21 protein-coding genes are annotated in these 21,805 nt (G+C 49.3%); 15 read left to right on the forward strand and 6 right to left on the reverse strand.

Annotation, left to right across the window (positions count from 1 at the left end):
• Window positions 1-180 precede the first annotated feature (180 nt).
• The 4 genes from clpX to bolA all read right to left on the reverse strand — a co-directional run bounded on the left by clpX (window position 181) and on the right by bolA (window position 4,777).
• Window positions 181-1,455, reverse strand: a complete 1,275-nt coding sequence (gene clpX, locus ACMV8I_RS09200) for an ATP-dependent protease ATP-binding subunit ClpX (protein ID WP_498864922.1) — start codon at window positions 1,453-1,455, stop codon at window positions 181-183.
• Window positions 1,456-1,638: 183 nt separating this feature from the next.
• Window positions 1,639-2,262 (reverse strand): ATP-dependent Clp endopeptidase proteolytic subunit ClpP, encoded by a 624-nt coding sequence (gene clpP, locus ACMV8I_RS09205; RefSeq protein ID WP_498864923.1) that lies wholly within the window; start codon window positions 2,260-2,262, stop codon window positions 1,639-1,641.
• Window positions 2,263-2,695: 433 nt separating this feature from the next.
• The gene (gene tig / locus ACMV8I_RS09210) at window positions 2,696-4,000 is read right to left on the reverse strand and encodes a trigger factor (RefSeq protein WP_498864924.1); all 1,305 of its coding nucleotides are present in this window, start codon (window positions 3,998-4,000) and stop codon (window positions 2,696-2,698) included.
• 462 nt (window positions 4,001-4,462) lie between these two features.
• Window positions 4,463-4,777, reverse strand: a complete 315-nt coding sequence (gene bolA / locus ACMV8I_RS09215) for a transcriptional regulator BolA (RefSeq protein ID WP_498864925.1) — start codon at window positions 4,775-4,777, stop codon at window positions 4,463-4,465.
• 365 nt (window positions 4,778-5,142) lie between these two features.
• Here bolA and ACMV8I_RS09220 point away from each other — a divergent pair, with 365 nt between their 5' ends.
• From ACMV8I_RS09220 to ACMV8I_RS09260, 9 genes are all read left to right on the forward strand, one after another.
• A complete protein-coding gene (locus tag ACMV8I_RS09220) occupies window positions 5,143-5,721 on the forward strand; it encodes a lipoprotein (RefSeq protein ID WP_498864926.1) in 579 nt (192 codons plus the stop codon).
• Window positions 5,722-5,891: 170 nt separating this feature from the next.
• Complete coding sequence (ampG, locus tag ACMV8I_RS09225) at window positions 5,892-7,370, forward strand: muropeptide MFS transporter AmpG (RefSeq protein WP_498864927.1); 1,479 nt, start codon at window positions 5,892-5,894, stop codon at window positions 7,368-7,370.
• A gap of 554 nt (window positions 7,371-7,924) precedes the next feature.
• Complete coding sequence (cyoA, locus tag ACMV8I_RS09230; protein ID WP_498864928.1) at window positions 7,925-8,878, forward strand: cytochrome o ubiquinol oxidase subunit II; 954 nt, start codon at window positions 7,925-7,927, stop codon at window positions 8,876-8,878.
• Window positions 8,879-8,881: 3 nt separating this feature from the next.
• Window positions 8,882-10,873: a cytochrome o ubiquinol oxidase subunit I gene (gene cyoB / locus ACMV8I_RS09235; RefSeq protein WP_498864929.1), complete on the forward strand. Its 1,992-nt coding sequence runs from the start codon at window positions 8,882-8,884 to the stop codon at window positions 10,871-10,873.
• Window positions 10,863-11,480, forward strand: a complete 618-nt coding sequence (locus tag ACMV8I_RS09240; RefSeq protein ID WP_498864930.1) for a cytochrome o ubiquinol oxidase subunit III — start codon at window positions 10,863-10,865, stop codon at window positions 11,478-11,480. Before cyoB ends, ACMV8I_RS09240 begins: the two co-directional genes overlap by 11 nt.
• On the forward strand, window positions 11,477-11,809 hold the full coding sequence (locus ACMV8I_RS09245; protein ID WP_498864931.1) for a cytochrome o ubiquinol oxidase subunit IV: 333 nt from the start codon (window positions 11,477-11,479) through the stop codon (window positions 11,807-11,809). The genes ACMV8I_RS09240 and ACMV8I_RS09245 overlap by 4 nt, the downstream gene beginning before the upstream one ends.
• An 18-nt stretch (window positions 11,810-11,827) precedes the next feature.
• Window positions 11,828-12,712: a heme o synthase gene (gene cyoE, locus ACMV8I_RS09250; protein WP_498864932.1), complete on the forward strand. Its 885-nt coding sequence runs from the start codon at window positions 11,828-11,830 to the stop codon at window positions 12,710-12,712.
• A gap of 187 nt (window positions 12,713-12,899) precedes the next feature.
• A complete protein-coding gene (locus ACMV8I_RS09255) occupies window positions 12,900-14,264 on the forward strand; it encodes an MFS transporter (protein WP_498864933.1) in 1,365 nt (454 codons plus the stop codon).
• A gap of 162 nt (window positions 14,265-14,426) precedes the next feature.
• Window positions 14,427-15,725 carry a Gfo/Idh/MocA family protein gene (locus ACMV8I_RS09260; protein WP_498864934.1) on the forward strand — a complete coding sequence of 433 codons (1,299 nt, stop codon included), beginning with the start codon at window positions 14,427-14,429 and terminating at the stop codon, window positions 15,723-15,725.
• Between the two features lie 173 nt (window positions 15,726-15,898).
• Here the strand turns inward: ACMV8I_RS09260 and ACMV8I_RS09265 are convergent, their stop codons facing one another.
• Window positions 15,899-16,390, reverse strand: coding sequence for a YajQ family cyclic di-GMP-binding protein (locus ACMV8I_RS09265; protein WP_498864935.1), 492 nt, complete (start codon window positions 16,388-16,390; stop codon window positions 15,899-15,901).
• A 259-nt stretch (window positions 16,391-16,649) separates the two neighbouring features.
• On the opposite strand from ACMV8I_RS09265, the gene panE reads away from it, so the two are divergent.
• Window positions 16,650-17,561, forward strand: a complete 912-nt coding sequence (panE, locus tag ACMV8I_RS09270) for a 2-dehydropantoate 2-reductase (RefSeq protein ID WP_498864936.1) — start codon at window positions 16,650-16,652, stop codon at window positions 17,559-17,561.
• Window positions 17,524-18,129, forward strand: coding sequence for a protein deglycase YajL (yajL, locus tag ACMV8I_RS09275; RefSeq protein WP_498864937.1), 606 nt, complete (start codon window positions 17,524-17,526; stop codon window positions 18,127-18,129). The genes panE and yajL overlap by 38 nt, the downstream gene beginning before the upstream one ends.
• A 42-nt stretch (window positions 18,130-18,171) precedes the next feature.
• Here the strand turns inward: yajL and ACMV8I_RS09280 are convergent, their stop codons facing one another.
• The gene (locus ACMV8I_RS09280) at window positions 18,172-18,741 is read right to left on the reverse strand and encodes a DUF3251 domain-containing protein (RefSeq protein WP_498864938.1); all 570 of its coding nucleotides are present in this window, start codon (window positions 18,739-18,741) and stop codon (window positions 18,172-18,174) included.
• A gap of 205 nt (window positions 18,742-18,946) precedes the next feature.
• Here ACMV8I_RS09280 and nrdR point away from each other — a divergent pair, with 205 nt between their 5' ends.
• From nrdR to nusB, 4 genes are all read left to right on the forward strand, one after another.
• On the forward strand, window positions 18,947-19,396 hold the full coding sequence (nrdR, locus tag ACMV8I_RS09285; RefSeq protein WP_498864939.1) for a transcriptional regulator NrdR: 450 nt from the start codon (window positions 18,947-18,949) through the stop codon (window positions 19,394-19,396).
• Between the two features lie 8 nt (window positions 19,397-19,404).
• On the forward strand, window positions 19,405-20,529 hold the full coding sequence (gene ribD, locus ACMV8I_RS09290) for a bifunctional diaminohydroxyphosphoribosylaminopyrimidine deaminase/5-amino-6-(5-phosphoribosylamino)uracil reductase RibD (RefSeq protein WP_498864940.1): 1,125 nt from the start codon (window positions 19,405-19,407) through the stop codon (window positions 20,527-20,529).
• A 180-nt stretch (window positions 20,530-20,709) separates the two neighbouring features.
• Window positions 20,710-21,180 carry a 6,7-dimethyl-8-ribityllumazine synthase gene (ribH, locus tag ACMV8I_RS09295; RefSeq protein WP_188474345.1) on the forward strand — a complete coding sequence of 157 codons (471 nt, stop codon included), beginning with the start codon at window positions 20,710-20,712 and terminating at the stop codon, window positions 21,178-21,180.
• A 20-nt stretch (window positions 21,181-21,200) separates the two neighbouring features.
• Window positions 21,201-21,617 carry a transcription antitermination factor NusB gene (nusB, locus tag ACMV8I_RS09300; protein WP_497231325.1) on the forward strand — a complete coding sequence of 139 codons (417 nt, stop codon included), beginning with the start codon at window positions 21,201-21,203 and terminating at the stop codon, window positions 21,615-21,617.
• Window positions 21,618-21,805: the final 188 nt, after the last annotated feature.

The raw sequence follows: 21,805 nt of genomic DNA on the forward strand, positions 1-21,805 counted from the left end.
TAGTTTAGCTTCCGCCAGGTTAAGGAAATCTCGTGAAACACGAGTCAAACGGGTTTCAGCAAGTCATTATCTGAGTATATGGGGATGAATATCTGACATTCAACGACAAGAATGCGAGTAAAAAAAATGGGGGACAAAATCCCCCATTTTATTCACTAACCTTATGGAACAGTTGGCTAATTATTCGCCAGATGCCTGTTGCGCCTCAGGTTTACCGTAAATCATTAGCGGCTCTGACTGGCCCGAAATAACGGACTCGTCGATAACCACTTTCTCTACGCTGTCCAGTGATGGCAGGTCATACATGGTGTCCAACAGTGCGCCTTCAACAATCGAACGCAGACCACGGGCACCGGTTTTACGTACCATCGCTTTTTTGGCGATTGCCACCAGAGCTTCATCACGGAATTCCAGCTCGACGCCTTCCAGATTGAACAATGCCTGATACTGCTTAGTCAGCGCATTTTTCGGCTCTTTCAGAATCTGGATCAACGCGTCTTCACTCAGTTCGCTCAGGGTTGCGACCACTGGCAGACGACCGATGAATTCTGGGATAAGACCAAATTTAATTAAATCCTCTGGTTCAGCCTGGGCCAGCAACTGGCCTTCGGTTGCTTTTTCAGACTTACCCTTCACTTCAGCACCAAAACCAATGCCGGTACCCGTGTTAATGCGCTGTCCAATCACCTTATCGAGACCAGCAAATGCGCCTCCGCAGATGAACAGGATCTTGGAAGTATCAACCTGCAGGAATTCCTGCTGTGGATGCTTCCGTCCGCCCTGAGGTGGAACCGCAGCAACGGTACCTTCAATCAGTTTAAGTAACGCTTGCTGAACACCTTCACCGGACACATCACGGGTGATCGATGGGTTATCAGACTTGCGGGAAATTTTATCGATTTCATCGATGTAAACGATCCCACGCTGCGCTTTTTGTACGTCATAATCACATTTCTGTAGCAGTTTCTGGATGATGTTTTCCACATCTTCACCCACATAACCAGCTTCGGTCAGCGTGGTGGCATCGGCCATGGTGAATGGCACATCCAGGAAACGCGCAAGCGTCTCAGCCAGCAACGTTTTACCACTACCGGTTGGCCCAATCAGCAGAATGTTACTCTTACCTAATTCGATACCATTAGTGTTATCGCCATTACGTAAGCGTTTATAGTGATTATAAACCGCTACAGCCAGAACCTTTTTAGCCGGTTCCTGCCCGATGACATAATCATCCAGGTGCTGTCGGATCTCATGGGGAGTAGGCAAAGCACTGCGTTCGCGGTGCGGTGCGACTTCTTTAATCTCTTCGCGAATAATGTCGTTACACAGATCGACACACTCATCGCAGATATACACTGACGGCCCGGCAATCAGCTTTCGCACTTCATGCTGGCTTTTGCCGCAAAAAGAGCAGTACAGCAGCTTTCCTGAACCGTCTTTGCGCTTATCTGTCATCAGTAAACCTCTTCTTTAGTCTCTGTTCCGCAGAAATACGCGGCACGGGCGTGTTAATCGCTGCCGTATCGACGGCGGGTGGTTGTCATGTCGGCAATGGGCCAAACGCAGTGCTCACAGAAAGAACCTGCGTTGCCTCTGTATGACTTAACTATAGACCATCAACCCGGCAGATTTAAGCCGTCAAACACGATGGGAAAATACGGAGTCAACCAATCCATACTCTACAGATTCATCCGCTGACAAGAAACGGTCGCGCTCAGTGTCACGTTCGATCTCTTCCAGTGACTTCCCAGTATGCTTCGCCATCAGCTCATTCATACGAGATTTCACTTTCAGGATCTCTTTGGCGTGAATTTCAATATCCGTCGCCTGTCCCTGGAAACCGCCCAACGGTTGGTGAATCATCACCCGTGAGTTCGGTAAACAGAAACGCTTACCCTTCGCCCCTGCGGTCAACAGGAACGCGCCCATTGAGCAAGCCTGTCCCATACAAATGGTGCTGACGTCCGGTTTAATAAACTGCATGGTGTCATAGATAGACATACCAGCAGTGATCACGCCGCCCGGAGAGTTAATGTACAGGAAAATGTCTTTTTCTGGACTCTCGGCTTCAAGGAACAGCATTTGAGCCACAATCAGGTTAGCCATATGGTCTTCAACCTGACCCGTCATGAAAATAATGCGCTCCTTCAGCAGACGGGAGTATATGTCGTAAGAACGCTCACCCCTTGAAGTCTGTTCCACAACCATGGGTACCAAGGCCATGTTCGGTGCAAATCGATCTTGTTCACTATTGTATGACATAACCGTCTCCTAATAGAATTCTCTTTGGCGCTAGTTAAACCGATTCTACTTGAGATAAGCTTTGATGACTACGCTCAAGCGGCCAAGTCGTCGTTTACACGGCTGACGGTTGTTATCAGTCAGAATTTAACAGCAAAGTACTTTGCATTTATAGTTAACAATTGGGGGAATAAGCACCCTTTTTCAAGCCCGTAGCGGGATTTCTTTTCGCGGGAGACACATTTTGTTCACCCTGCTCTGCGAAAAACACCACTCACTCCTCATCTTGTCAGCAGCGGTCCCACATACGTTTAATTTAACTCACCTGCGTAAATATAGTGCAAAAACAATAGCAAAAAAGAAAAATGTCATGTTTTGAACATAAAAAAGCCCGCAGTAAAAACTGCGGGCTTTTATTCTGAGCTTATGAAAATCCAACAACGTGCACTATCTATTATGCAGGTTGCGTCTGGTTCATCAGTTCAGTAAAGGTAGTGGCTTTCTCAGTCACTTTCGCTTTAGACAACAGCGTCTCGACCGCTTGTTCTTCCAGCGCGACGTTACGCATGTTGTTCATCAGCTCTTTATTTTTGCTGTAGAACTCAACAACTTCAGATGGATCTTCGTACGCAGAAGCCATTTCTTCGATCAACGCTTTAACGCGTTCTTCGTCAGCTTTAAGTTCGTGCTGGCTGATCACTTCACCCAACAGCAAACCAACAACTACGCGACGTTTAGCTTGCTCTTCGAACAGTTCGCGCGGTAATTCCAGCGCTTGCTTTTCGTCGCCGCCAAAACGTTGTGCAGCCTGACGACGCAGAACGTCAACTTCACCGTCAATCAGCGCAGCTGGAACGTCGATGTCGTTGGCGTTAACCAGACCGTCGATTGCCTGAGTTTTGATGCGGTTACGGACAGCACCTTTCAGCTCACGTTCCATGTTTTTACGCACTTCAGCACGCAAACCTTCAATAGAACCATCAGCAACACCGAAACGTTTAATGAATTCAGACGTCAGTTCTGGCAGTTCACGCTCTTCAACTTTCTTCAGGGTAATGGCGAATTTAGCCGATTTACCTTTCAGATTTTCAGCGTGGTAATCTTCTGGGAAGTTTACGTCGATAGTAAATTCTTCACCGGCTTTGTGACCCAACAGACCGTCTTCGAAGCCTGGGATCATGCGGCCCTGGCCCATCGCCAGAACGAAATCAGAGGCTTTGCCGCCCTCGAATTCTTCACCGTCGATAGAACCGGAGAAATCAACAGTGACGCGATCTTCTGCTGTTACAGCAGCGTCAGTTTCTTTCCAGTCAGCTTGTTGCTTGCGCAGAGTTTCCAGCATGGTGTCAACATCGGCATCGTTAACTTCAACGACTGGTTTCTCAACTTCGATGTTTTCCAGATCTTTCAGCTCAACTTCTGGGTACACTTCGAATTCAACGGTGTAGTTGAAATCTTCGCCCAGCTTGTATTCACCCGGCACATAGTTAGGTGCGCCAGCTGGATTGATTTTTTCTTTGATGATGGCGTCAACGAAGTTGCGCTGCATCAGATCACCCAGAACGTCCTGACGAACAGAAGCACCGTAACGCTGCTCGATGATATGTTTTGGTACTTTGCCTTTACGGAAGCCGTCAATACGTACTTTTTTAGATACGTTGACCAGTTCGCTGCTCACTGCTTTTTCAATGCTGTCAGCAGGAACAGTAATCGTTACACGGCGCCCAAGGCCTTGAGTGGTTTCAACAGAAACTTGCATCTTGTTACCTCAAAAAAATTACAGTGCTCGGTCAACTCCAGAAGTCGTTCTCAAGATGAGAAGCGTGGAAAAGAACGAACTTACCTTGAAAACGACTTCTAAGAACCGGGACAGTCCTCTATAAGGACGTAGCCCTGTATTCGAAAGCGTCCCGAAACCATTCCGGAAAAATAAGACGCGACATTATAGCGGCGCATAGTCTGCGAGTCGAGGACGGTAATCTACTGCGTGGGAGGAAAAATCACTTCACGGTCGATCCCTCGGAAACGTAGCCGATGTAAAGGCTTAAACACCCCTGTCGCCTGCCAGTCGGTTATCTTTCACGACTAAAAACAGAAACGGCCCGCGGGCCGTTTCGAAATTCGCTGCTACTAATACCGCATCTTGTGGAGAAAGTCCCACGTGATACCCAGATCTTTGTGGTTTTTGCGAATGAGATCCGGAATTTTCAGATCAGACTTTTTAGGCCAAAGTTCCGGCACCGCGACATGGCGGCGAGGAAGGGACAGTATCCTGCAAACCTTCCCACTCCTTTTGCGTGTAAGTATGCAGCGCCAGAGCGTGAACGCTGCCTGCAAGTTCAGCAGACAACTCGCCGTAGATAGCGCGATGACGAGACAAGAAACGCTCACCCATAAACTTGTCGGACACCAATACCACCTTGAAATGGCTCTCTGAACCTGCAGGTACATTATGACGATAACTCTCATCAGTCACTTCCAGGTACGCAGGTTCAAACGCTGCAACTAATTTTGCTTCTATTTGCTCGCGAATCATAGCAATCTCCTTACACCGCTTTAGCAGAGAACTGCGCCCTTACTGGAACATCCGTCACATAATAAGGATAGCGGCTTTGTGACTTATTAGTATGTTACAGAAACAAAATTTCTGCGGTGATTGATAAAAAAGGCAATCAGTTTGTCTTACCCAATGATATTTAGCCATCATTCCGCCGGCTGGATGAAATCAATCAATATCAATGAGTCAGTTTGGTGAACTTAGTTAGATGTAAATGTAGGCAAATGTTGTTTTTCCATACACTCAGGGCTTCCCCCATAAAAAGGCGATGTTATGATGTGCAAACTTTACGTAACCCGTCCCATTTTGCATTTTGAATCAGATGCATTCATTGAGAAATTAACATGTTGAAAAAAATCATTTTTCCCGTGCTCGCACTATTGATGCTAGCCGGTTGTGCCACCAGCTCTAACACACTGAATATTTCACCAAAAATTTCTTTGCCAACGCAGGATCCTACCCTGCAAGGCATAACCATCAGTATTAACGGTGCCGATCAGCGTCAGGATCAGGCGCTGGCTAAAGTTAACCGTGACGGGCAGTTAGTCTCCCTGACGCCTTCACGCGATCTGCGTTTCCTCCTGCAAGAGTCCCTGGAAAAACAGATGACCGCACGGGGTTATATGATTGGTGCAGATGGCGCAGTAGACCTGCAAATCGTCGTCAACAATTTGTTCGCTGACGTTCAGGAAGGCAATTTGCGTTACAACATCACCACCAAGGCAGACATTTCCATTATTGCTACCGCGAAAAATGGTAACAAACAGGTCAAGAACTACCGCTCGACCTACAATGTTCAGGGAGCGCTTACCGCTACCAACAGCAAAATCACCAATGCGGTTAACAGCACACTGGGTGATGTCATCAATGATATGGCGCAGGACACCAGCATCAGCAATTTCATCAAGGCTAATGCCCGATAATTCTGCCGTTTTTTGCTGATGTCCCCCTTCTGCCCGGCGCTGTCGGGCAGAAGGGGGACATCACCCCACGCTGAAATTTCGCGTTGCGCTAATCCCTCCTTTATTATCTCCCCGCATCCTTTATTATGCCGATGTGCCACTCTTTCACCGGTCTTCGGGAACATATTTTCATGGTAAGTCAGTACTTCAAAATTTTCTCACAACGCAACACTCTTATCCTTCTGCTGTTGGGTTTTGCGTCCGGCTTACCGCTCGCCTTAACATCCGGTACGCTTCAGGCCTGGATGACGGTGGAAGACGTCGATTTAAGAACCATTGGTATCTTCTCTCTGGTTGGTCAGGCTTACGTTTTTAAATTTCTCTGGTCGCCGATGATGGACCGCTACACTCCGTCTTTCTTCGGTCGCCGCCGGGGATGGCTAATTCTTACGCAACTGTGTCTGGTCGCTGCTATTTTTGCCATGGGTTTCATGGATCCATCCAAAGAGCTGTTCTGGCTTGCCGCACTGGCAGTGCTGATCGCATTTGTATCAGCTTCACAGGATATTGTTTTTGATGCCTACAAAACTGACTTACTGCCTGCGGCGGAGCGAGGAAGTGGTGCCGCGATATCGGTACTAGGTTATCGGCTGGCGATGCTGGTGTCCGGCGGCCTCGCGCTGTGGATAGCCGATCGTTATCTTGGCTGGCAACATATGTACTGGCTGATGGCTGGGCTGATGCTGATTGGTGTTGTCGCCACTATTATGGCCCCAGAGCCAGATATCAACGAACCCGCGCCGCGCACGATCGAAATCGCCGTCATCGCTCCCCTGAAAGACTTTTTCGGGCGTAATAACGCCTGGCTGATTCTGCTTTTGATCGTCATGTACAAAATGGGCGATGCTTTTGCTGGTAGTCTGAGTACCACATTTCTGATTCGCGGCGTCGGTTTTGATGCCGGTGAAGTCGGGTTGGTGAATAAGACCCTTGGCTTGCTGGCGACCATCATTGGCGCACTTTACGGCGGTATGCTTATGCAGCGCCTGAGTTTGTTCCGCGCTCTGATGATTTTTGGCATTTTGCAGGGCGTCTCAAATGCCGGATACTGGATTTTAGCCGTTACCGACAAACACCTCTATTCAATGGGCACGGCGATATTTTTCGAAAATCTGTGCGGCGGTATGGGAACGGCGGCCTTTGTCGCCCTGCTGATGACGTTGTGTAACCGTTCTTTCTCAGCCACCCAGTTTGCTCTGCTTTCTGCACTTTCTGCGGTCGGCCGGGTCTATGTTGGCCCTATTGCCGGATGGTTTGTTGAAGCCCACGGCTGGCCGCTGTTCTACCTGTTTTCTATCGTCGCCGCGATTCCTGGCTTAATTCTGCTGGCCATTTGCCGCCAGACACTGGAATACACCCAAAAGACCGACCTATTCTTACCGCGCGTCGATTTTGCCAGCAGCTATCGTCTGGCGCTGCGTTTACTGTTGGCTGGCTGTTTATTGCTGGCAACCTGGCTGGTCATTTTGATGAGTAACGGATTAGGGTGGACAAACTGGAGTATGCTTCCACAGTACTTGGTTGAAGCCGGTGCCTTGATTTGTTTGACCGGGATCGTGCTCGGTAGCACCTTAGATTTTCTGGCGTTGCGACGCCAGAAGGCGGTTTGACATCCGTTTGGTTAAATTTTAGGAATGTGTGTCATTGCTGTGTAAATCAAAGTCTGGCCTGATGTAGCTTGTTGAGCCACTGGAGAGATTTTGAGCCGATTTAACGCTAACTTACGGAATTTAGTATTGTTATCAGAATAGTAAATTACGGAAAATTTCCCTGCGCTACGATAAGTTTTCCGCAATAAGTAATATTTAATGAGTTACATTATTTTTCAAATACACTTTTTTTTTACCTGGCTTGTTTTTTAAAATTCACCATATTAATACATTGTATTAACATTAATTAAACTTATCCAAACCATTACACTTCGCGTTAAATATCCTTCCTGACTGCTATACGTTGTTTTTGCTCACCATAGTAAAATCGCCCACTGCAACATATTGTTGACATTGAGAAATTATCACTCTGCGTGACATCTGTGACTTCGTTAACATAATGTGGCAACGGCATGCTGACACTTCCTTAAGCGTGTTTACAGTACTGCAACGTTCCCGTAAAATGCCCGCACACATGGAGCGACAATAGAGCCCTAGTTTATTGAGGTCGTTAGATGAGACTTAAGAAATACAATAAAAGTATTGGGATGTTGTCCTTATTTGTATCTGCGTTAATGTTAAGCGGCTGCAATACGGCATTGATGGATCCCAAAGGAGCAATTGGACTTGAGCAGAGAACGCTGATACTGACCGCCATCGGATTAATGCTGATCGTGGTTATACCAGTTATTATCATGGCCTTTGCGTTTGCCTGGAAGTATCGTGCTTCTAACACAAATGCTAAGTACAGCCCGAACTGGTCCCATTCTAATAAAATCGAAGCTGTGGTTTGGACCGTCCCGATTATCATTATTGCCATCCTGGCAACGATAACCTGGAAAACCACTCACTCGCTTGATCCGTTCAAGCCTATCGTATCAGACCAAAAACCGATCACGATTGAAGTCGTTTCTCTGGACTGGAAATGGTTGTTCATTTATCCAGAACAGGGCATCGCCACTGTTAACGAATTGGCTATTCCTAAAGATGTCCCGGTTCAGTTCAAAGTCACCTCTGACTCTGTCATGAACTCGTTCTTTATTCCTCAGTTAGGCGGACAGATTTACGCAATGGCCGGTATGCAAACTCAGTTGCATTTGATTGCAAATGAAGCGGGTACCTATAAAGGCATCTCGGCAAGCTACAGTGGCCGCGGTTTCTCTGGTATGAAGTTCAACGCAATTGCGACCCCAACCCGTGACGATTTCGACGCTTGGGTTGCAAAAGTGAAGACTTCACCAAAGCAGCTGGCAACCACTGACGACTTCAACAAACTGGCTGCTCAAAGTATTGACAACCCAGTTGAATATTTCGCCAGCGTAAAACCTGATTTGTTCAAAGAGATCATTGGCAAATTTATGGGTGATATGAACATGCATAAAGGCCAGACAATGCCAATGCCAGCAGGCACTGACATGAAAGGCATGGACATGGGCGATCATGCTCACGCAGCCGGAGCCGAGGAATAAACGATGTTCGGAAAATTAACGCTTGATTCGGTTCCGTTTCATGAACCGATTGTCATGGTCACCGTTGCCGCGATAATTCTTGGTGGTTTGGCTGTTGTGGCCGGTATTACCTATTTCGGTAAATGGAAATATTTGTGGACCGAATGGCTGACCTCAGTCGACCACAAAAAAATTGGTATCATGTACATCGTCGTTGCCTTTGTCATGCTTCTGCGTGGCTTTGCCGATGCCATCATGATGCGTAGCCAGCAAGTGCTTGCTTCCGCAGGCGAACCTGGCTTCCTGCCGCCTCATCACTACGACCAGATATTTACCGCGCACGGCGTTATCATGATTTTCTTCATGGCGATGCCTTTCGTTATCGGTCTGATGAACGTGGTTGTGCCGTTACAAATCGGTGCTCGCGACGTTGCGTTCCCGTTCCTGAACAATATCAGTTTCTGGTTCACCGCTGCCGCTGTGATTCTGATCAACATCTCTTTGGGTGTTGGCGAATTCGCACAGACCGGCTGGCTGGCCTACCCTCCGTTGTCAGGTAAGGAGTACAGTCCTGGTGTCGGGGTCGACTACTGGATATGGAGTCTACAGATATCCGGTATTGGTACCTTGCTGACCGGTGTTAACTTCTTCGCCACCATCCTCAAGATGCGTGCACCTGGTATGCCGCTAATGAAAATGCCGGTATTTACCTGGGCTGCACTTTGTACCAACGTCCTGATTATCGTGTCATTCCCAATTCTGACTGTGACCGTTGCGTTGCTAACCCTGGATCGCTATCTGGGCACCCATTTCTTTACCAATGATATGGGCGGCAACATGATGATGTACATCAACCTGATTTGGGCCTGGGGCCATCCGGAAGTGTATATCCTGGTTCTGCCCGTATTTGGTGTGTTCTCGGAAGTTACCGCGACCTTCTCCAAAAAACGTCTGTTCGGTTATACCTCACTGGTGTGGGCGACCATCGCCATTACCGTGCTGTCATTCGTTGTTTGGCTACACCACTTCTTCACCATGGGTTCAGGCGCCAACGTCAATGCCTTCTTCGGCATCATGACGATGATCATTTCTATCCCGACCGGGGTAAAAATCTTCAACTGGCTGTTCACCATGTACCAGGGGCGCATCACGCTGAACGCAGCGATGTTGTGGACCGTCGGTTTCATCATCACCTTCTCTGTCGGTGGTATGACCGGTGTTCTGCTGGCAGTTCCGGGCGCAGACTTCGTGCTGCACAACAGCTTGTTCCTGATTGCCCACTTCCATAACGTAATCATTGGTGGTGTGGTGTTCGGTTGCTTCGCGGGTCTGACTTACTGGTTCCCGAAATCCTTCGGCTTCACGCTGAATGAGAAATGGGGTGTGCGCTCATTCTGGTGCTGGATCATAGGCTTCTTCGTTGCCTTCATGCCGCTCTATATTCTGGGCTTCATGGGCATGACACGTCGTCTCAGCCAGAATATCGACCCTGAGTTCCACCCGTTGCTGGTCGTTGCAGCTTGTGGCGCAGCGTTGATTGCAATGGGTATCCTGTGTCAGTTGATCATGATCTTCGTGAGTGTTCGTGACCGCGAGCAAAACCGTGATCTGACCGGTGATCCATGGGGTGCACGTACTCTGGAATGGTCTACCTCTTCTCCTCCTCCGTTCTACAACTTCGCTATCGTGCCGCAAGTCCACGACCGCGATGCCTTCTGGGACATGAAAGAGAAAGGCGAAGCTTATGTTAAACCAGCGAAATATGAAAAAATTCATATGCCACGCAATAGCGGCATGGGTTTCGTTATCGCCATGCTCAGCCTGGTCTGCGGTTTCGCATTAATCTGGGACATCTGGTGGTTGGCGCTCGTGACCTTCATCGGCATCGCTGTATCCTGGATTGCAAAAAGCTTCGATGAAGATGTTGATTACTACGTGTCGGTTGAAGAAGTCGAACGTATTGAGAAGCAGCATTTTGAACAAATCAGCAAAGCAGGCGTGAAACATGGCAACTGATACCCTGACTAACCACGACACAGCCCATGCAGAGCATGGGCACCATGATGCAGGTGAAACCAAAGTCTTCGGCTTCTGGATCTACCTGATGAGTGACTGCATCCTGTTTGCGAGTTTGTTCGCAACATATGCAGTCTTGGTGCACGGAACCGCAGGCGGCCCGACAGGTAAAGACATTTTCGAACTGCCGTTCGTTTTGGTTGAAACCTTCTTCCTGCTGTTCAGTAGTATCACTTACGGCATGGCGATGCTGGGCATGTCGAAAGGCAGCGTTAAAGCCGTTAATGGCTGGCTGTTTCTGACCTTCCTGTTCGGTTTAGGCTTCATCTGTATGGAATTGTATGAATTCCATCATCTGATTAAAGAAGGCTATGGACCAGACCGCAGTGGTTTCCTGTCAGGCTTCTTTGCACTGGTTGCCACTCACGGTATCCACGTAACTTGTGGTCTGATCTGGATCGCGGTAATGATGATTCAGGTCAGCCGCCGTGGTCTAACCGCTGTTAACCAAACGCGTCTGATGTGTCTGAGTCTGTTCTGGCACTTCCTGGACGTAGTCTGGATCTGTGTGTTTACCGTTGTATATCTGATGGGGGTATTGGGATGAGTCATTCTGTAACTTCCCATGGCGGCGCAAGCCACGGCAGCGTGAAGTCATATCTAATTGGCTTCATTCTGTCAGTTATCCTGACGGTTATCCCGTTTGCCATGGTGATGAGCGACACGGCTTCGCATTCGTTGATCGTTGGCACCGTGGTAGCATCTGCGGTCATTCAGATCGTCGTCCATCTGGTATTCTTCCTGCACTTAAGTACTGCGTCGGAAGCACGCTGGAACCTGGTGGCGTTCCTGTTCACCGCTGTGATTATCTTTATCGTTGTTGTGGGGTCATTGTGGATTATGTATAACCTCAACATCAATATGATGGTCAGTTAAAGAGCCGAGCTGCATGTGATGATTAAGCAATACCTGCAAGTAACGAAACCAGGAATTATTTTCGGCAACTTAATTTCTGTCATCGGGGGATTCCTCCTTGCTGCCAAAGGCAGCATCGATTTCCCACTCTTTCTCTCCACTCTGGTGGGTGTTTCGCTGGTCGTTGCCTCGGGTTGTGTATTCAACAACTTCATCGATCGCGACATCGACCGGATCATGGAAAGAACGAAAAACCGTGTACTGGTGATGGGGCTTATTCCGCCTAAAACGACCCTGGTTTACGCGACCATTCTGGGTATTGTGGGCTTTGCGCTGCTGTACCTCGGTGCCAATCCGCTGGCGATGTGGCTGGCAGTGATGGGCTTCGTGATTTATGTCGGCGTTTACAGCCTGTACATGAAACGCAAATCGGTTTACGGCACGCTAGTCGGCAGCTTGTCAGGCGCAGCGCCTCCGGTCATTGGTTACTGTGCCGTCACCGGCCAGTTCGATATGGGCGCGCTAATCCTGCTGCTGATCTTCAGCCTGTGGCAGATGCCTCACTCGTACGCGATTGCCATCTTCCGCTTTAAAGATTATCAGGCTGCGGGTATCCCGGTTCTGCCGGTGGTGAAAGGTATTTCCGTCGCCAAGCACCATATTACTGTCTATATCCTGGCATTTATGATTGCCACGTTGATGCTGACACTGAGCGGTTACGCAGGCTATAAATACCTGATCGTGGCTGGCGCAGTGAGTATTTGGTGGCTGGGTATGGCACTGAAAGGTTACAAAGCCGAGAACGACATCGTCTGGGCGAGAAAGCTGTTTGGCTTCTCAATCATCACGATTATGTCGTTAAGTTTCATGATGTCTGTTGATTTCAATTCAGCGCCAACATCAATGTTAACCAACGTTTGGTGACCTGAACGGTGAGTTAAACGCGCTGTCATTCACTTCGATTACCAGCACACGTAAAGGCCAGTAGCAATACTGGCCTTTTCTTTTCCTGCGCCGACGCTAATGACCGTAATATCTACTAAAGATCCATCGTTTTACCCAAACTGGCTAAAAGCACTACAATGTCGGATTGTAATTTTGAGGTAGTCATGTGAACGATAACCAAATGACCCCACTGGAAAGCCGGGCGACATGGGGACTAGGAACCGTTTTCTCATTACGCATGCTCGGCATGTTTATGGTTCTGCCCGTCCTGACCACTTACGGTATGGCGCTGTCCGGTGCCACCGAAACCCTTATCGGCATTGCGATTGGCATCTATGGACTGGCTCAGGCCGTCTTTCAAATTCCTTTCGGCCTGCTTTCTGACCGCGTGGGCCGCAAACCGCTGATCGTCTTTGGGCTAATTATCTTCTGCATCGGCAGCGTAGTGGCCGCCTCCACAGACTCAATCTGGGGAGTGATCATTGGCCGTGCGATGCAAGGTTCCGGAGCGATTGCCGCCGCCGTAATGGCATTGCTTTCTGACCTGACGCGCGAACAAAACCGCACCAAAGCGATGGCGTTTATCGGCATCAGTTTTGGAGTGACCTTCGCGATTGCCATGGTGCTCGGCCCCATCATCACCCATGCCTGGGGATTACACGCTCTGTTCTGGGCGATTACGGCACTAACATTAGTCGCTATTGTTATCACGCTGTTGGTGGTCCCCTCGCCTGCAACACATCTACTCAACCGTGAGTCGAGCATGGTTAAAGGCGGCTTTGGCAAAGTACTCTCCAACGGTAAACTGCTGAAATTAAACTTTGGCATTATGTGTTTGCACATCCTGCTGATGTCGAGTTTCGTGGTGCTGCCACAGGTGATGGAGCACGCGGGCTTCCCTCCCAGCGAACACTGGCGCGTCTATCTGGTTACCATGTTGGTGTCGTTCGTCGCTGTTATTCCGGTCATCATCTATGCTGAGAAAAAACGTCACATGAAGCAGGTTTTCATGGGGTGCGTGGCGGTTCTCCTGCTGGCTGAACTCGTGTTGTGGTATGCCGGTTTGCATTTCTGGGTAGTGATTGCCGGTATTCAACTGTTCTTCCTGGCCTTTAACGTGATGGAAGCGATTTTGCCATCGCTTATCAGCAAAGAATCCCCTGCTGGTTACAAAGGGACGGCGATGGGCATTTACTCCACCAGCCAGTTTATCGGCGTTGCCATTGGCGGCAGTCTCGGGGGTTATATCTATGGTGTAGCCGGTGCAGGTGCAGTATTCATGGTCTGCGCGGCCATTGCCGTGGTGTGGTTGATAGTAAGTTCAACCATGAACGAGCCACCGTATGTCAGCAGCTTACGTATTACGCTGTCTGAACTGGCAGTGAAAGATTCAGCCCTTCAGGCGCGCCTTCTGGCACAGCCGGGCGTTGCGGAAGCCGTTGTCGTTCCGGAGGAATTGAGTGCTTACGTGAAAGTCGATACCAAGCAGACTAACCGTAAAGCGTTAGAATTGTTGGTTAGCGCTGCTTGATTTTAGTCAAAAAGCTGTGCCATTTAAAATGACACGGCTTTTTAATTTCATCCTCCCCGTTGTGACATCCCTCACTTAAAAATTTCCCTCAATCATTATCCTCAAGAATTCCTTAACAAAATTTTGTCAGCGATGATGGCTTGCGCGCCTTTTGAGGATCTCATGAAAACGTATGCTTTAGTTGGAACAGGCGGACGCTCAGGTTTATACATTGAAGCGATCACCGGTAAGTACCGCCACAATGCAAAATTTGTGGCCTTCTGTGACACCAATCAGACGCGAATGGATTATGCGAATCAGCAACTAAAGCATAATGACATGGCGCCGGTTTCCACCTGGAAGGCCGCTGACTTCAATTCAATGCTCGAAGAAACGAAACCGGATATTGTCATTGTCACCAGCATGGATCGCACGCACGACGATTATATCGTCCGTGCTCTGCATGCCGGTTGCGATGTGATCACCGAAAAACCGATGACCATCGATGAAAACCGTGCATTACGCATTCTTGATGCAGTAGATACCACCGGCTATCAGGTCCGCGTCGCCTTTAATTACCGTTATGCACCACATCACAGCAAAATCCGCGAACTCCTCCAGCAGGAAACTATCGGCGAAGTCCTTTCCGTACATTTTGAATGGCTGCTGAACACCGAGCACGGCGCAGACTACTTCCGCCGCTGGCACCGCGAAAAGCGTAACGCCGGTGGTCTGCTGGTGCATAAATCCACACATCACTTTGATTTAATGAACTTCTGGCTTAACAGTACGCCGGAAAAAGTCTATGCACAGGGCGATCTGCGTTTTTACGGCAAAGAAAATGCCGAGAAGCGCGGCATCAGGGAATTTTATCCGCGCACACATGGCTATCCGCAAGCGGAGAACGATCCGTTTGCACTGCACATGGCAGACAACGCCCAGCTTAAAGCGCTGTATCTGGATGCCGAACACGAAGATAACTATTTCCGCGACCAGAGCGTTTTCAGCGACGGAATAAATATTGAAGATACGCTCTCAGTACTGGTGAAATATCAGAACAAAGTTCAGTTGACCTATTCGCTAAATGCGTATCTACCGTGGGAAGGCTTGAACGTGGTGTTCAACGGCACCAAAGGCCGTATAGAAATGAAAATCGTTGAGATGTCTTACGTTAACGCGGGCGGTAAGCGCGAAAACGAAGGCAGTCTGGAAGAGGCTAAGATCATGGTGTATCCGCTGTTTTCCGAAGCATGGCAGGCTGAATTTACCTTAGGTGAAGGCGGTCACGGCGGTGGCGATAACGCGATGCTCGACGATTTGTTCGGCGAACGGAAAAAAGATCCGTTAAAACGTGCCGCCGATCACCGCGCCGGAGCGATGTCTATCCTGACTGGGATCGCCGGAAACTTGTCGATGCAATATGATAAACCGATCTACTTTAAAGATTTCGAACTGGTAAGAAGGCTGCAACAGAAAAAATAAAAATCAAAAAAAGGGACGTGATAAACGTCCCTACGCTTCTTTATATCACCGCATAGCCAAGTAATTTGAGTTACAGAAAGGCGCCAGCGAAGGAACCCAATGCGCTTACATCAATAAGTGATTCGGGTAACTAAGCGCAGCCAACGCATCTGCAGCTCAAAGAACGACGGCTATTAGTCACGGAAGTTTTTAAACTGGAACGGCTGGCCCAGATCACCACCGCGCACCAGCGCCATCACTGCCTGCAAATCGTCGCGCGCTTTGCCTGTCACGCGAACTTCCTCACCCTGAACCTGCGCCTGTACTTTGATTTTGCTGTCTTTGATCAGTTTAACGATCTTCTTGGCAAGCATAGCTTCAATACCTGAATGCAGCTTGGCTGTAACACTGTAGGTTTTACCGCTGTGCTCCATCTGCTCAGGCACATCCAGCGACCCACCCTCAATCCCGCGCTTAGCCAGCTTTTCTCGCAATATATCAATCAGTTGACTAACCTGAAAATCAGATTCGCTGGCAGCTTTAATAGATTCATCCTTTTCATTCAGCTCGAAGCTGGCAGAAACGTTGCGGAAATCCCAACGGGTAGTCAGTTCACGGCTGGCATTGTCGACCGCGTTGCGGACTTCCTGCATGTCAATTTCGGAAACAATGTCGAATGACGGCATAATCGCTTCTCCCTGGGACATTAACCCATGTCGTTATGATGATAAGTCGTTTGATGGTGTGCATAATACCGTCTTCGCCCTTTGATGCCAAAAACAAGCCGCAACGATTTGCAGGTAGAAGCCAAAAGAGACAATAAAACCCCAATAAAATGTGACACACTGCACAAACAGCTATACTAGAAAATACAAATAAATAACAAATAAATAACACTACATTCGATTTACTGAGTGCATTCGATTCAATTGCTCAGGAGGAATAATGAAGATCACAGTACTTGGCTGCGGTGCATTAGGACAACTTTGGCTTTCAGCCCTGTATAAGCAAGGTCATGATGTTCAGGGTTGGATCCGTATTACACAACCCTTTGTTGCGGTTAACGTTATTACGCCCGATGGCGACGCCTTTAACCGCAACCTTCCAACCAATGATCCGCAACATTTAGCTGAAAGCGAACTGCTGCTGGTCACGCTGAAAGCGTGGCAGGTTTCAGGCGCAGTCGCCGCATTAATGCCTATGCTCAATGCCAATTGCACCTTGCTGCTACTGCACAACGGCATGGGCACGGTAGAAGAGTTACCGGCTAACCGTTTCCCTATTTTACAAGGTGCAACAACCCATGCCGCACGCCACGAAGGCAATTCAATTATCCATGTAGCCGGCGGCGTAACACATATTGGCCCCGCCTCTGTGCGCGGTGCAGCGGCAAGCCATTTAGCCGATACTCTGCATAACGCCCTGCCTGACGTCGCCTGGCACGATAACATCTACCCTTCTCTGTGGAATAAACTGGCGGTTAATTGCGTGATTAACCCGCTTACCGCGGTGCACGACTGTACCAATGGCGAGCTTATTGCGTATTCGACTGAAATCGAAAAAATCTGCGCTGAAGTTGCTGACGTTATGGCCATTGAAGGTTATCAGACTCATGCGGAGTCTCTGCTGAGCTATGTTTATCAGGTGATCGATACCACCTCGGCCAATCACTCGTCAATGTTGCAGGACATTCGTAATCAACGTCATACCGAAATTGACTATATTACGGGTTATATTATTCGCCGAGCGCGCAAGCACGGCCTCTCTGTGCCGGTGAATACCCGTTTATTTGAGCTGATTAAAAGAAAGGAAAATGACTATGAGCGTTTCGGTTCTGGTCTGCCTGGCACCTGGTAGCGAAGAAATAGAGGCGGTAACCGCCATCGATTTACTGGTACGTGCTGGTGTCACTGTAACGACAGCCAGCGTCGCGGGTGACGGCAATCTGGAGATCCGCTGTTCGCGCGGAGTACGTATTCTGGCAGACGCCGCACTCGTTGACGTGGCTGACGATTATTTTGATGCCATTGTTTTGCCTGGTGGTATTAAAGGTGCCGAATGTTTTCGAGACAGCCCGTTACTGGTCGAAACGGTTCGTCAGACGCATTTTGCCGGAAAAATTGTGGCAGCTATCTGTGCAGCCCCGGCGCTGGTACTGGAGTATCATGGCCTGTTCCCGATGGCCAATATGACCGGCTTTCCTACGCTGAAAGATAAAATTTCACCGTCAAAATGGTCCGATCGGCGTGTCATGCACGATCCGCGCGTCAATCTGCTGACCAGCCAGGGGCCGGGCAGCGCAATGGAATTTACCCTTAAATTGATCGAGCTGCTGCTCGGCAGGTCCAAGGCGGCCGAAATCGCGGCGCAGTTGGTGATGTCACCGGGGATATATAATTTTACCGATGAAGGTGCACGGGAATAATTGCCTGCTCTTTTTACGTATATAAACCCTCGTAAAAAAGGTTTATTTAGCGGTTACCGCCGCTTGCTGGGCAACCTCGGGCCCGACAATATGATGCAAGCGGATGAAGCCCAGTGTTTCAATGCGAATATTATGGAAATTGACGTCGAGCGTTTGCTCCGCGCTCGGCAAGAGAGTTGGCGAACTGATGAGGTTCTGCGTCTGCATATCCACGGTTAAAGGCTTACCCGTTACCGGATCCAACTGTCCCCAGTCGAGCGATGCCGTGAACATCGGCAATGGTTGGCCGGAGGTATTTTTAATATGCAGAATGCCCTGAACGCCGTTGACATCGGGAACCAGATTGGTCAGATAAACGCTAATTACACCAATCTCGCTTTTAAGCACCGCTGCACTTTTGGCTGCCGGAAGAAGGTACAAGCCGTCGGTAGACTGACGGTTTAATGTCGTTTGTTGCTCTAGTGCGCTGGCTAAATCAGTCAGACGGCCTAATTTCTGATTCAACTGACCAACTTCGGATTTAAGTTCAGGTAACTGCGGATTTTCCTGAGCACAGCCTGCCAGTGTCAGCAGGGCCGAAACGGTGATGGTTGTGCGTAAATATCTTTTCATTTCAGTGAGTTCCTTTTCTTCCGCCCTATTACCATTCGTCCGTCAGGGCATCAAAATTCATACTGCGGCTGAGGGGGATGCCCTTATAGCCACTCTTACGGGTGGCTAAGTTTAACCCAATGCCAGCCAAAGTAGCGACAGCCTTTGTTGTCGTGCCACTTCGCGCTAAACTAGGGGCCAATCGGGTCTGCCATCAGGAAGTGCTATGCATTGCCCATTTTGTGCTGCTGTTGATACGAAAGTCATCGATTCCCGCCTGGTCGGTGATGGATCACAAGTCCGGCGTCGTCGCCAATGTCTGGTATGTCATGAACGCTTCACTACGTTTGAAGTGGCTGAATTGGTGATGCCGCGGGTCATTAAAAGTAATGAGGTTCGTGAACCCTTCAATGAAGATAAGCTGCGCAGCGGTTTCCTGAAAGCGTTGGAAAAGCGGCCGGTCAGTTCTGATGATGTTGAAACGGCTATCAGCCATATTAAGTCGCAACTGCGCGCTACTGGCGAGCGCGAAGTCCCCGCTAAAATGATTGGTAATCTGGTGATGGATGCACTCAAAGGGCTGGATAAAGTCGCATACATTCGGTTTGCTTCGGTTTACCGCAGTTTTGAAGATATCCGCGAATTCGGCGAAGAAATTGCTCGCCTGCAGGATTGAGGACCGTTATGCCCGCTGAACAGCTACATACAGATGAGAAATACATGGCGCGCGCGTTTGAACTCGCGCGACGTGGTCGTTTCACAACGACGCCCAATCCTAATGTCGGATGTGTGCTTGTTCGCGATGGAGAGATTGTGGGCGAAGGTTACCATCTGCGCGCGGGTGAACCTCATGCCGAAGTCCATGCATTGCGCATGGCGGGTGACCGGGCGCAAGGTGCCACCGCTTTCGTCACACTAGAACCTTGCAGCCATCATGGCCGCACGCCCCCTTGTGCTGATGCGTTAGTCGCTGCGGGCGTCACGCGGGTTGTGGCCTCAATGCAGGACCCTAACCCGGAAGTGGCGGGACGCGGACTTTACCGTCTCAAACAGGCAGGTATTGACGTTAGTCACGGGCTGATGCACAGCGAGGCAGAAGCGTTAAATCTTGGCTTCCTCAAGCGCATGCGTACGGGTTTCCCTTATGTACAATTGAAAATGGCAACCTCGCTTGATGGGCGTACTGCGATGGCCTCCGGTGAAAGTCAGTGGATAACCTCTGCTGCTGCTCGTGCTGACGTGCAGCGTTTTCGTGCCCAGAGTTCGGCGATCCTCAGCTCCAGCGCCACGGTGCTGGCAGATGACCCTTCCCTGAATGTCCGTTGGAACGAACTCGACAGCGGCACCCAGAGTATTTATCCGCACGAAAATCTGCGCCAACCACTACGCATTATTTTAGACAGCAAAAACCGCGTGACACCCCAGCATAAGCTGATCAATCAGCCGGGTGATACGTGGCTGGCACGTTTGCAGGCTGATGCATTAAGCTGGCCTGAATCGACTCAACAATGGGTGGTTCCAGGGCGTGACAACCGTGTCGATGTGGTCCTGATGATGATGATGCTGGCTAAGCGTCAGGTGAATTCTATTTGGGTTGAAGCCGGTGCCCAACTTGCGGGTGCCCTCCTGCAGGCTGGTCTGGTTGATGAGCTGATCGTGTATATGGCACCGAAATTACTCGGGGACAGCGGGCGGGCGCTCTGTATGCTCCCTGGCTTGCAAAGCCTCCGCGATGCGCCAGAATTCACCTTCAGCGATGTACGTCAGGTTGGGTCTGATTTACGCCTGCGTCTGAGACCGTCGAACTAACGTGATGCCTAATCTTTAACAGACAGGTATGTCACCGTATGCAATATCCTCCTGTCTGGCATGGGTTCATAAATCGCATGTCCAGACATGGGAATAATATGATAGAATCCGCCCCCCTACGGCTGGGCCAGGCTGGGGTTGTTAAAAGCTATACTCTTGAACCCAATTAAAGGAAAACCTATGAACGTTATCGAAGGTGTTGTAGCAACGCCGAACGCGCGCGTAGCAATCGCTATTGCCCGTTTCAACAATTTCATCAACGACAGCCTGCTTTCAGGCGCGATCGATGCCTTGAAACGAATTGGTCAAGTTAGCGACGACAACATCACTGTGGTATGGGTCCCAGGCGCTTATGAACTGCCTTTGGCTACCCGTGCACTGGCGAACACCGGCAAATACGACGCCGTGATCGCACTGGGTACCGTCATCCGTGGGGGCACTGCCCATTTCGAATTCGTTGCAGGTGAATGTAGCTCTGGCCTATCCAGCGTTGCCATGAGCAGCGAGATCCCGGTTGCGTTTGGTGTGTTAACGACTGAAAGTATTGAACAAGCCATTGAACGTGCAGGGACAAAAGCCGGTAATAAAGGTGCTGAAGCAGCTCTGACCGCGCTTGAAATGATTAATGTTATCAAGGCTATTAAGGCCTGAATCTAGTTAAGGGGAAATCCGTGAAACCTGCTGCTCGTCGCCGCGCCCGTGAATGTGCCGTACAGGCAATTTACTCCTGGCAGTTGTCGAAAAATGACATCGCCGATGTTGAATTAGAATTCCTGACTGAGCAGGATGTCAAAGATGTCGACATCACCTATTTCCGCGAGTTGCTGACCGGTGTTGCCACCCATGCTGAGAAACTTGATGCACTGATGGCTCCGTATCTCTCCCGTCAACTCGAAGAACTCGGTCAGGTGGAAAGAGCGATTTTGCGTCTGGCGCTGTTCGAGTTAAGCAAACGTCAGGATGTCCCGTATAAAGTGGCTATCAATGAAGCGATCGAACTGGCGAAAACCTTCGGCGCAGAAGACAGTCACAAGTTTGTGAACGGCGTGTTGGACAAAGCCGGCCCACATATTCGTACTAAGAAGTAACTGAAGAGTCTGTTAGTCACACTGTTCGTTGATAATGATGAGACACTACATCGTTTAACATTGGCATTGACTACCTGTTAAGGCCGGATATCCGGCCTTAATTCATTCTATCTCCCCCTCATTCTTCAGGTTGCCGATGTGTTGGCATCAAGCATCCTGAATGATTTGGGTCACACGACCTGGAATTG

The organism is Ewingella sp. S1.OA.A_B6, from assembly GCF_049889095.1.
In the GTDB taxonomy this organism is placed as follows: Bacteria; Pseudomonadota; Gammaproteobacteria; order Enterobacterales; family Enterobacteriaceae; genus Ewingella.

Excerpts from the sequence above, each read along its gene's own strand:
- ampG (WP_498864927.1), top strand. The coding sequence starts at position 5,892 with ATGGTAAGTCAGTACTTCAAAATTTTCTCACAACGCAACACTCTTATC.
- ACMV8I_RS09220 (WP_498864926.1), top strand. The coding sequence starts at position 5,143 with ATGTTGAAAAAAATCATTTTTCCCGTGCTCGCACTATTGATGCTAGCC.
- ACMV8I_RS09240 (WP_498864930.1), top strand. The coding sequence starts at position 10,863 with ATGGCAACTGATACCCTGACTAACCACGACACAGCCCATGCAGAGCAT.
- ACMV8I_RS09260 (WP_498864934.1), top strand. The coding sequence starts at position 14,427 with ATGAAAACGTATGCTTTAGTTGGAACAGGCGGACGCTCAGGTTTATAC.
- bolA (WP_498864925.1), bottom strand. The coding sequence starts at position 4,777 with ATGATTCGCGAGCAAATAGAAGCAAAATTAGTTGCAGCGTTTGAACCT.
- nrdR (WP_498864939.1), top strand. The coding sequence starts at position 18,947 with ATGCATTGCCCATTTTGTGCTGCTGTTGATACGAAAGTCATCGATTCC.
- yajL (WP_498864937.1), top strand. The coding sequence starts at position 17,524 with ATGAGCGTTTCGGTTCTGGTCTGCCTGGCACCTGGTAGCGAAGAAATA.
- clpX (WP_498864922.1), bottom strand. The coding sequence starts at position 1,455 with ATGACAGATAAGCGCAAAGACGGTTCAGGAAAGCTGCTGTACTGCTCT.
- clpP (WP_498864923.1), bottom strand. The coding sequence starts at position 2,262 with ATGTCATACAATAGTGAACAAGATCGATTTGCACCGAACATGGCCTTG.
- tig (WP_498864924.1), bottom strand. The coding sequence starts at position 4,000 with ATGCAAGTTTCTGTTGAAACCACTCAAGGCCTTGGGCGCCGTGTAACG.
- ribD (WP_498864940.1), top strand. The coding sequence starts at position 19,405 with ATGCCCGCTGAACAGCTACATACAGATGAGAAATACATGGCGCGCGCG.
- ribH (WP_188474345.1), top strand. The coding sequence starts at position 20,710 with ATGAACGTTATCGAAGGTGTTGTAGCAACGCCGAACGCGCGCGTAGCA.
- ACMV8I_RS09265 (WP_498864935.1), bottom strand. The coding sequence starts at position 16,390 with ATGCCGTCATTCGACATTGTTTCCGAAATTGACATGCAGGAAGTCCGC.
- ACMV8I_RS09280 (WP_498864938.1), bottom strand. The coding sequence starts at position 18,741 with ATGAAAAGATATTTACGCACAACCATCACCGTTTCGGCCCTGCTGACA.
- panE (WP_498864936.1), top strand. The coding sequence starts at position 16,650 with ATGAAGATCACAGTACTTGGCTGCGGTGCATTAGGACAACTTTGGCTT.
- cyoB (WP_498864929.1), top strand. The coding sequence starts at position 8,882 with ATGTTCGGAAAATTAACGCTTGATTCGGTTCCGTTTCATGAACCGATT.
- ACMV8I_RS09245 (WP_498864931.1), top strand. The coding sequence starts at position 11,477 with ATGAGTCATTCTGTAACTTCCCATGGCGGCGCAAGCCACGGCAGCGTG.
- cyoE (WP_498864932.1), top strand. The coding sequence starts at position 11,828 with ATGATTAAGCAATACCTGCAAGTAACGAAACCAGGAATTATTTTCGGC.
- cyoA (WP_498864928.1), top strand. The coding sequence starts at position 7,925 with ATGAGACTTAAGAAATACAATAAAAGTATTGGGATGTTGTCCTTATTT.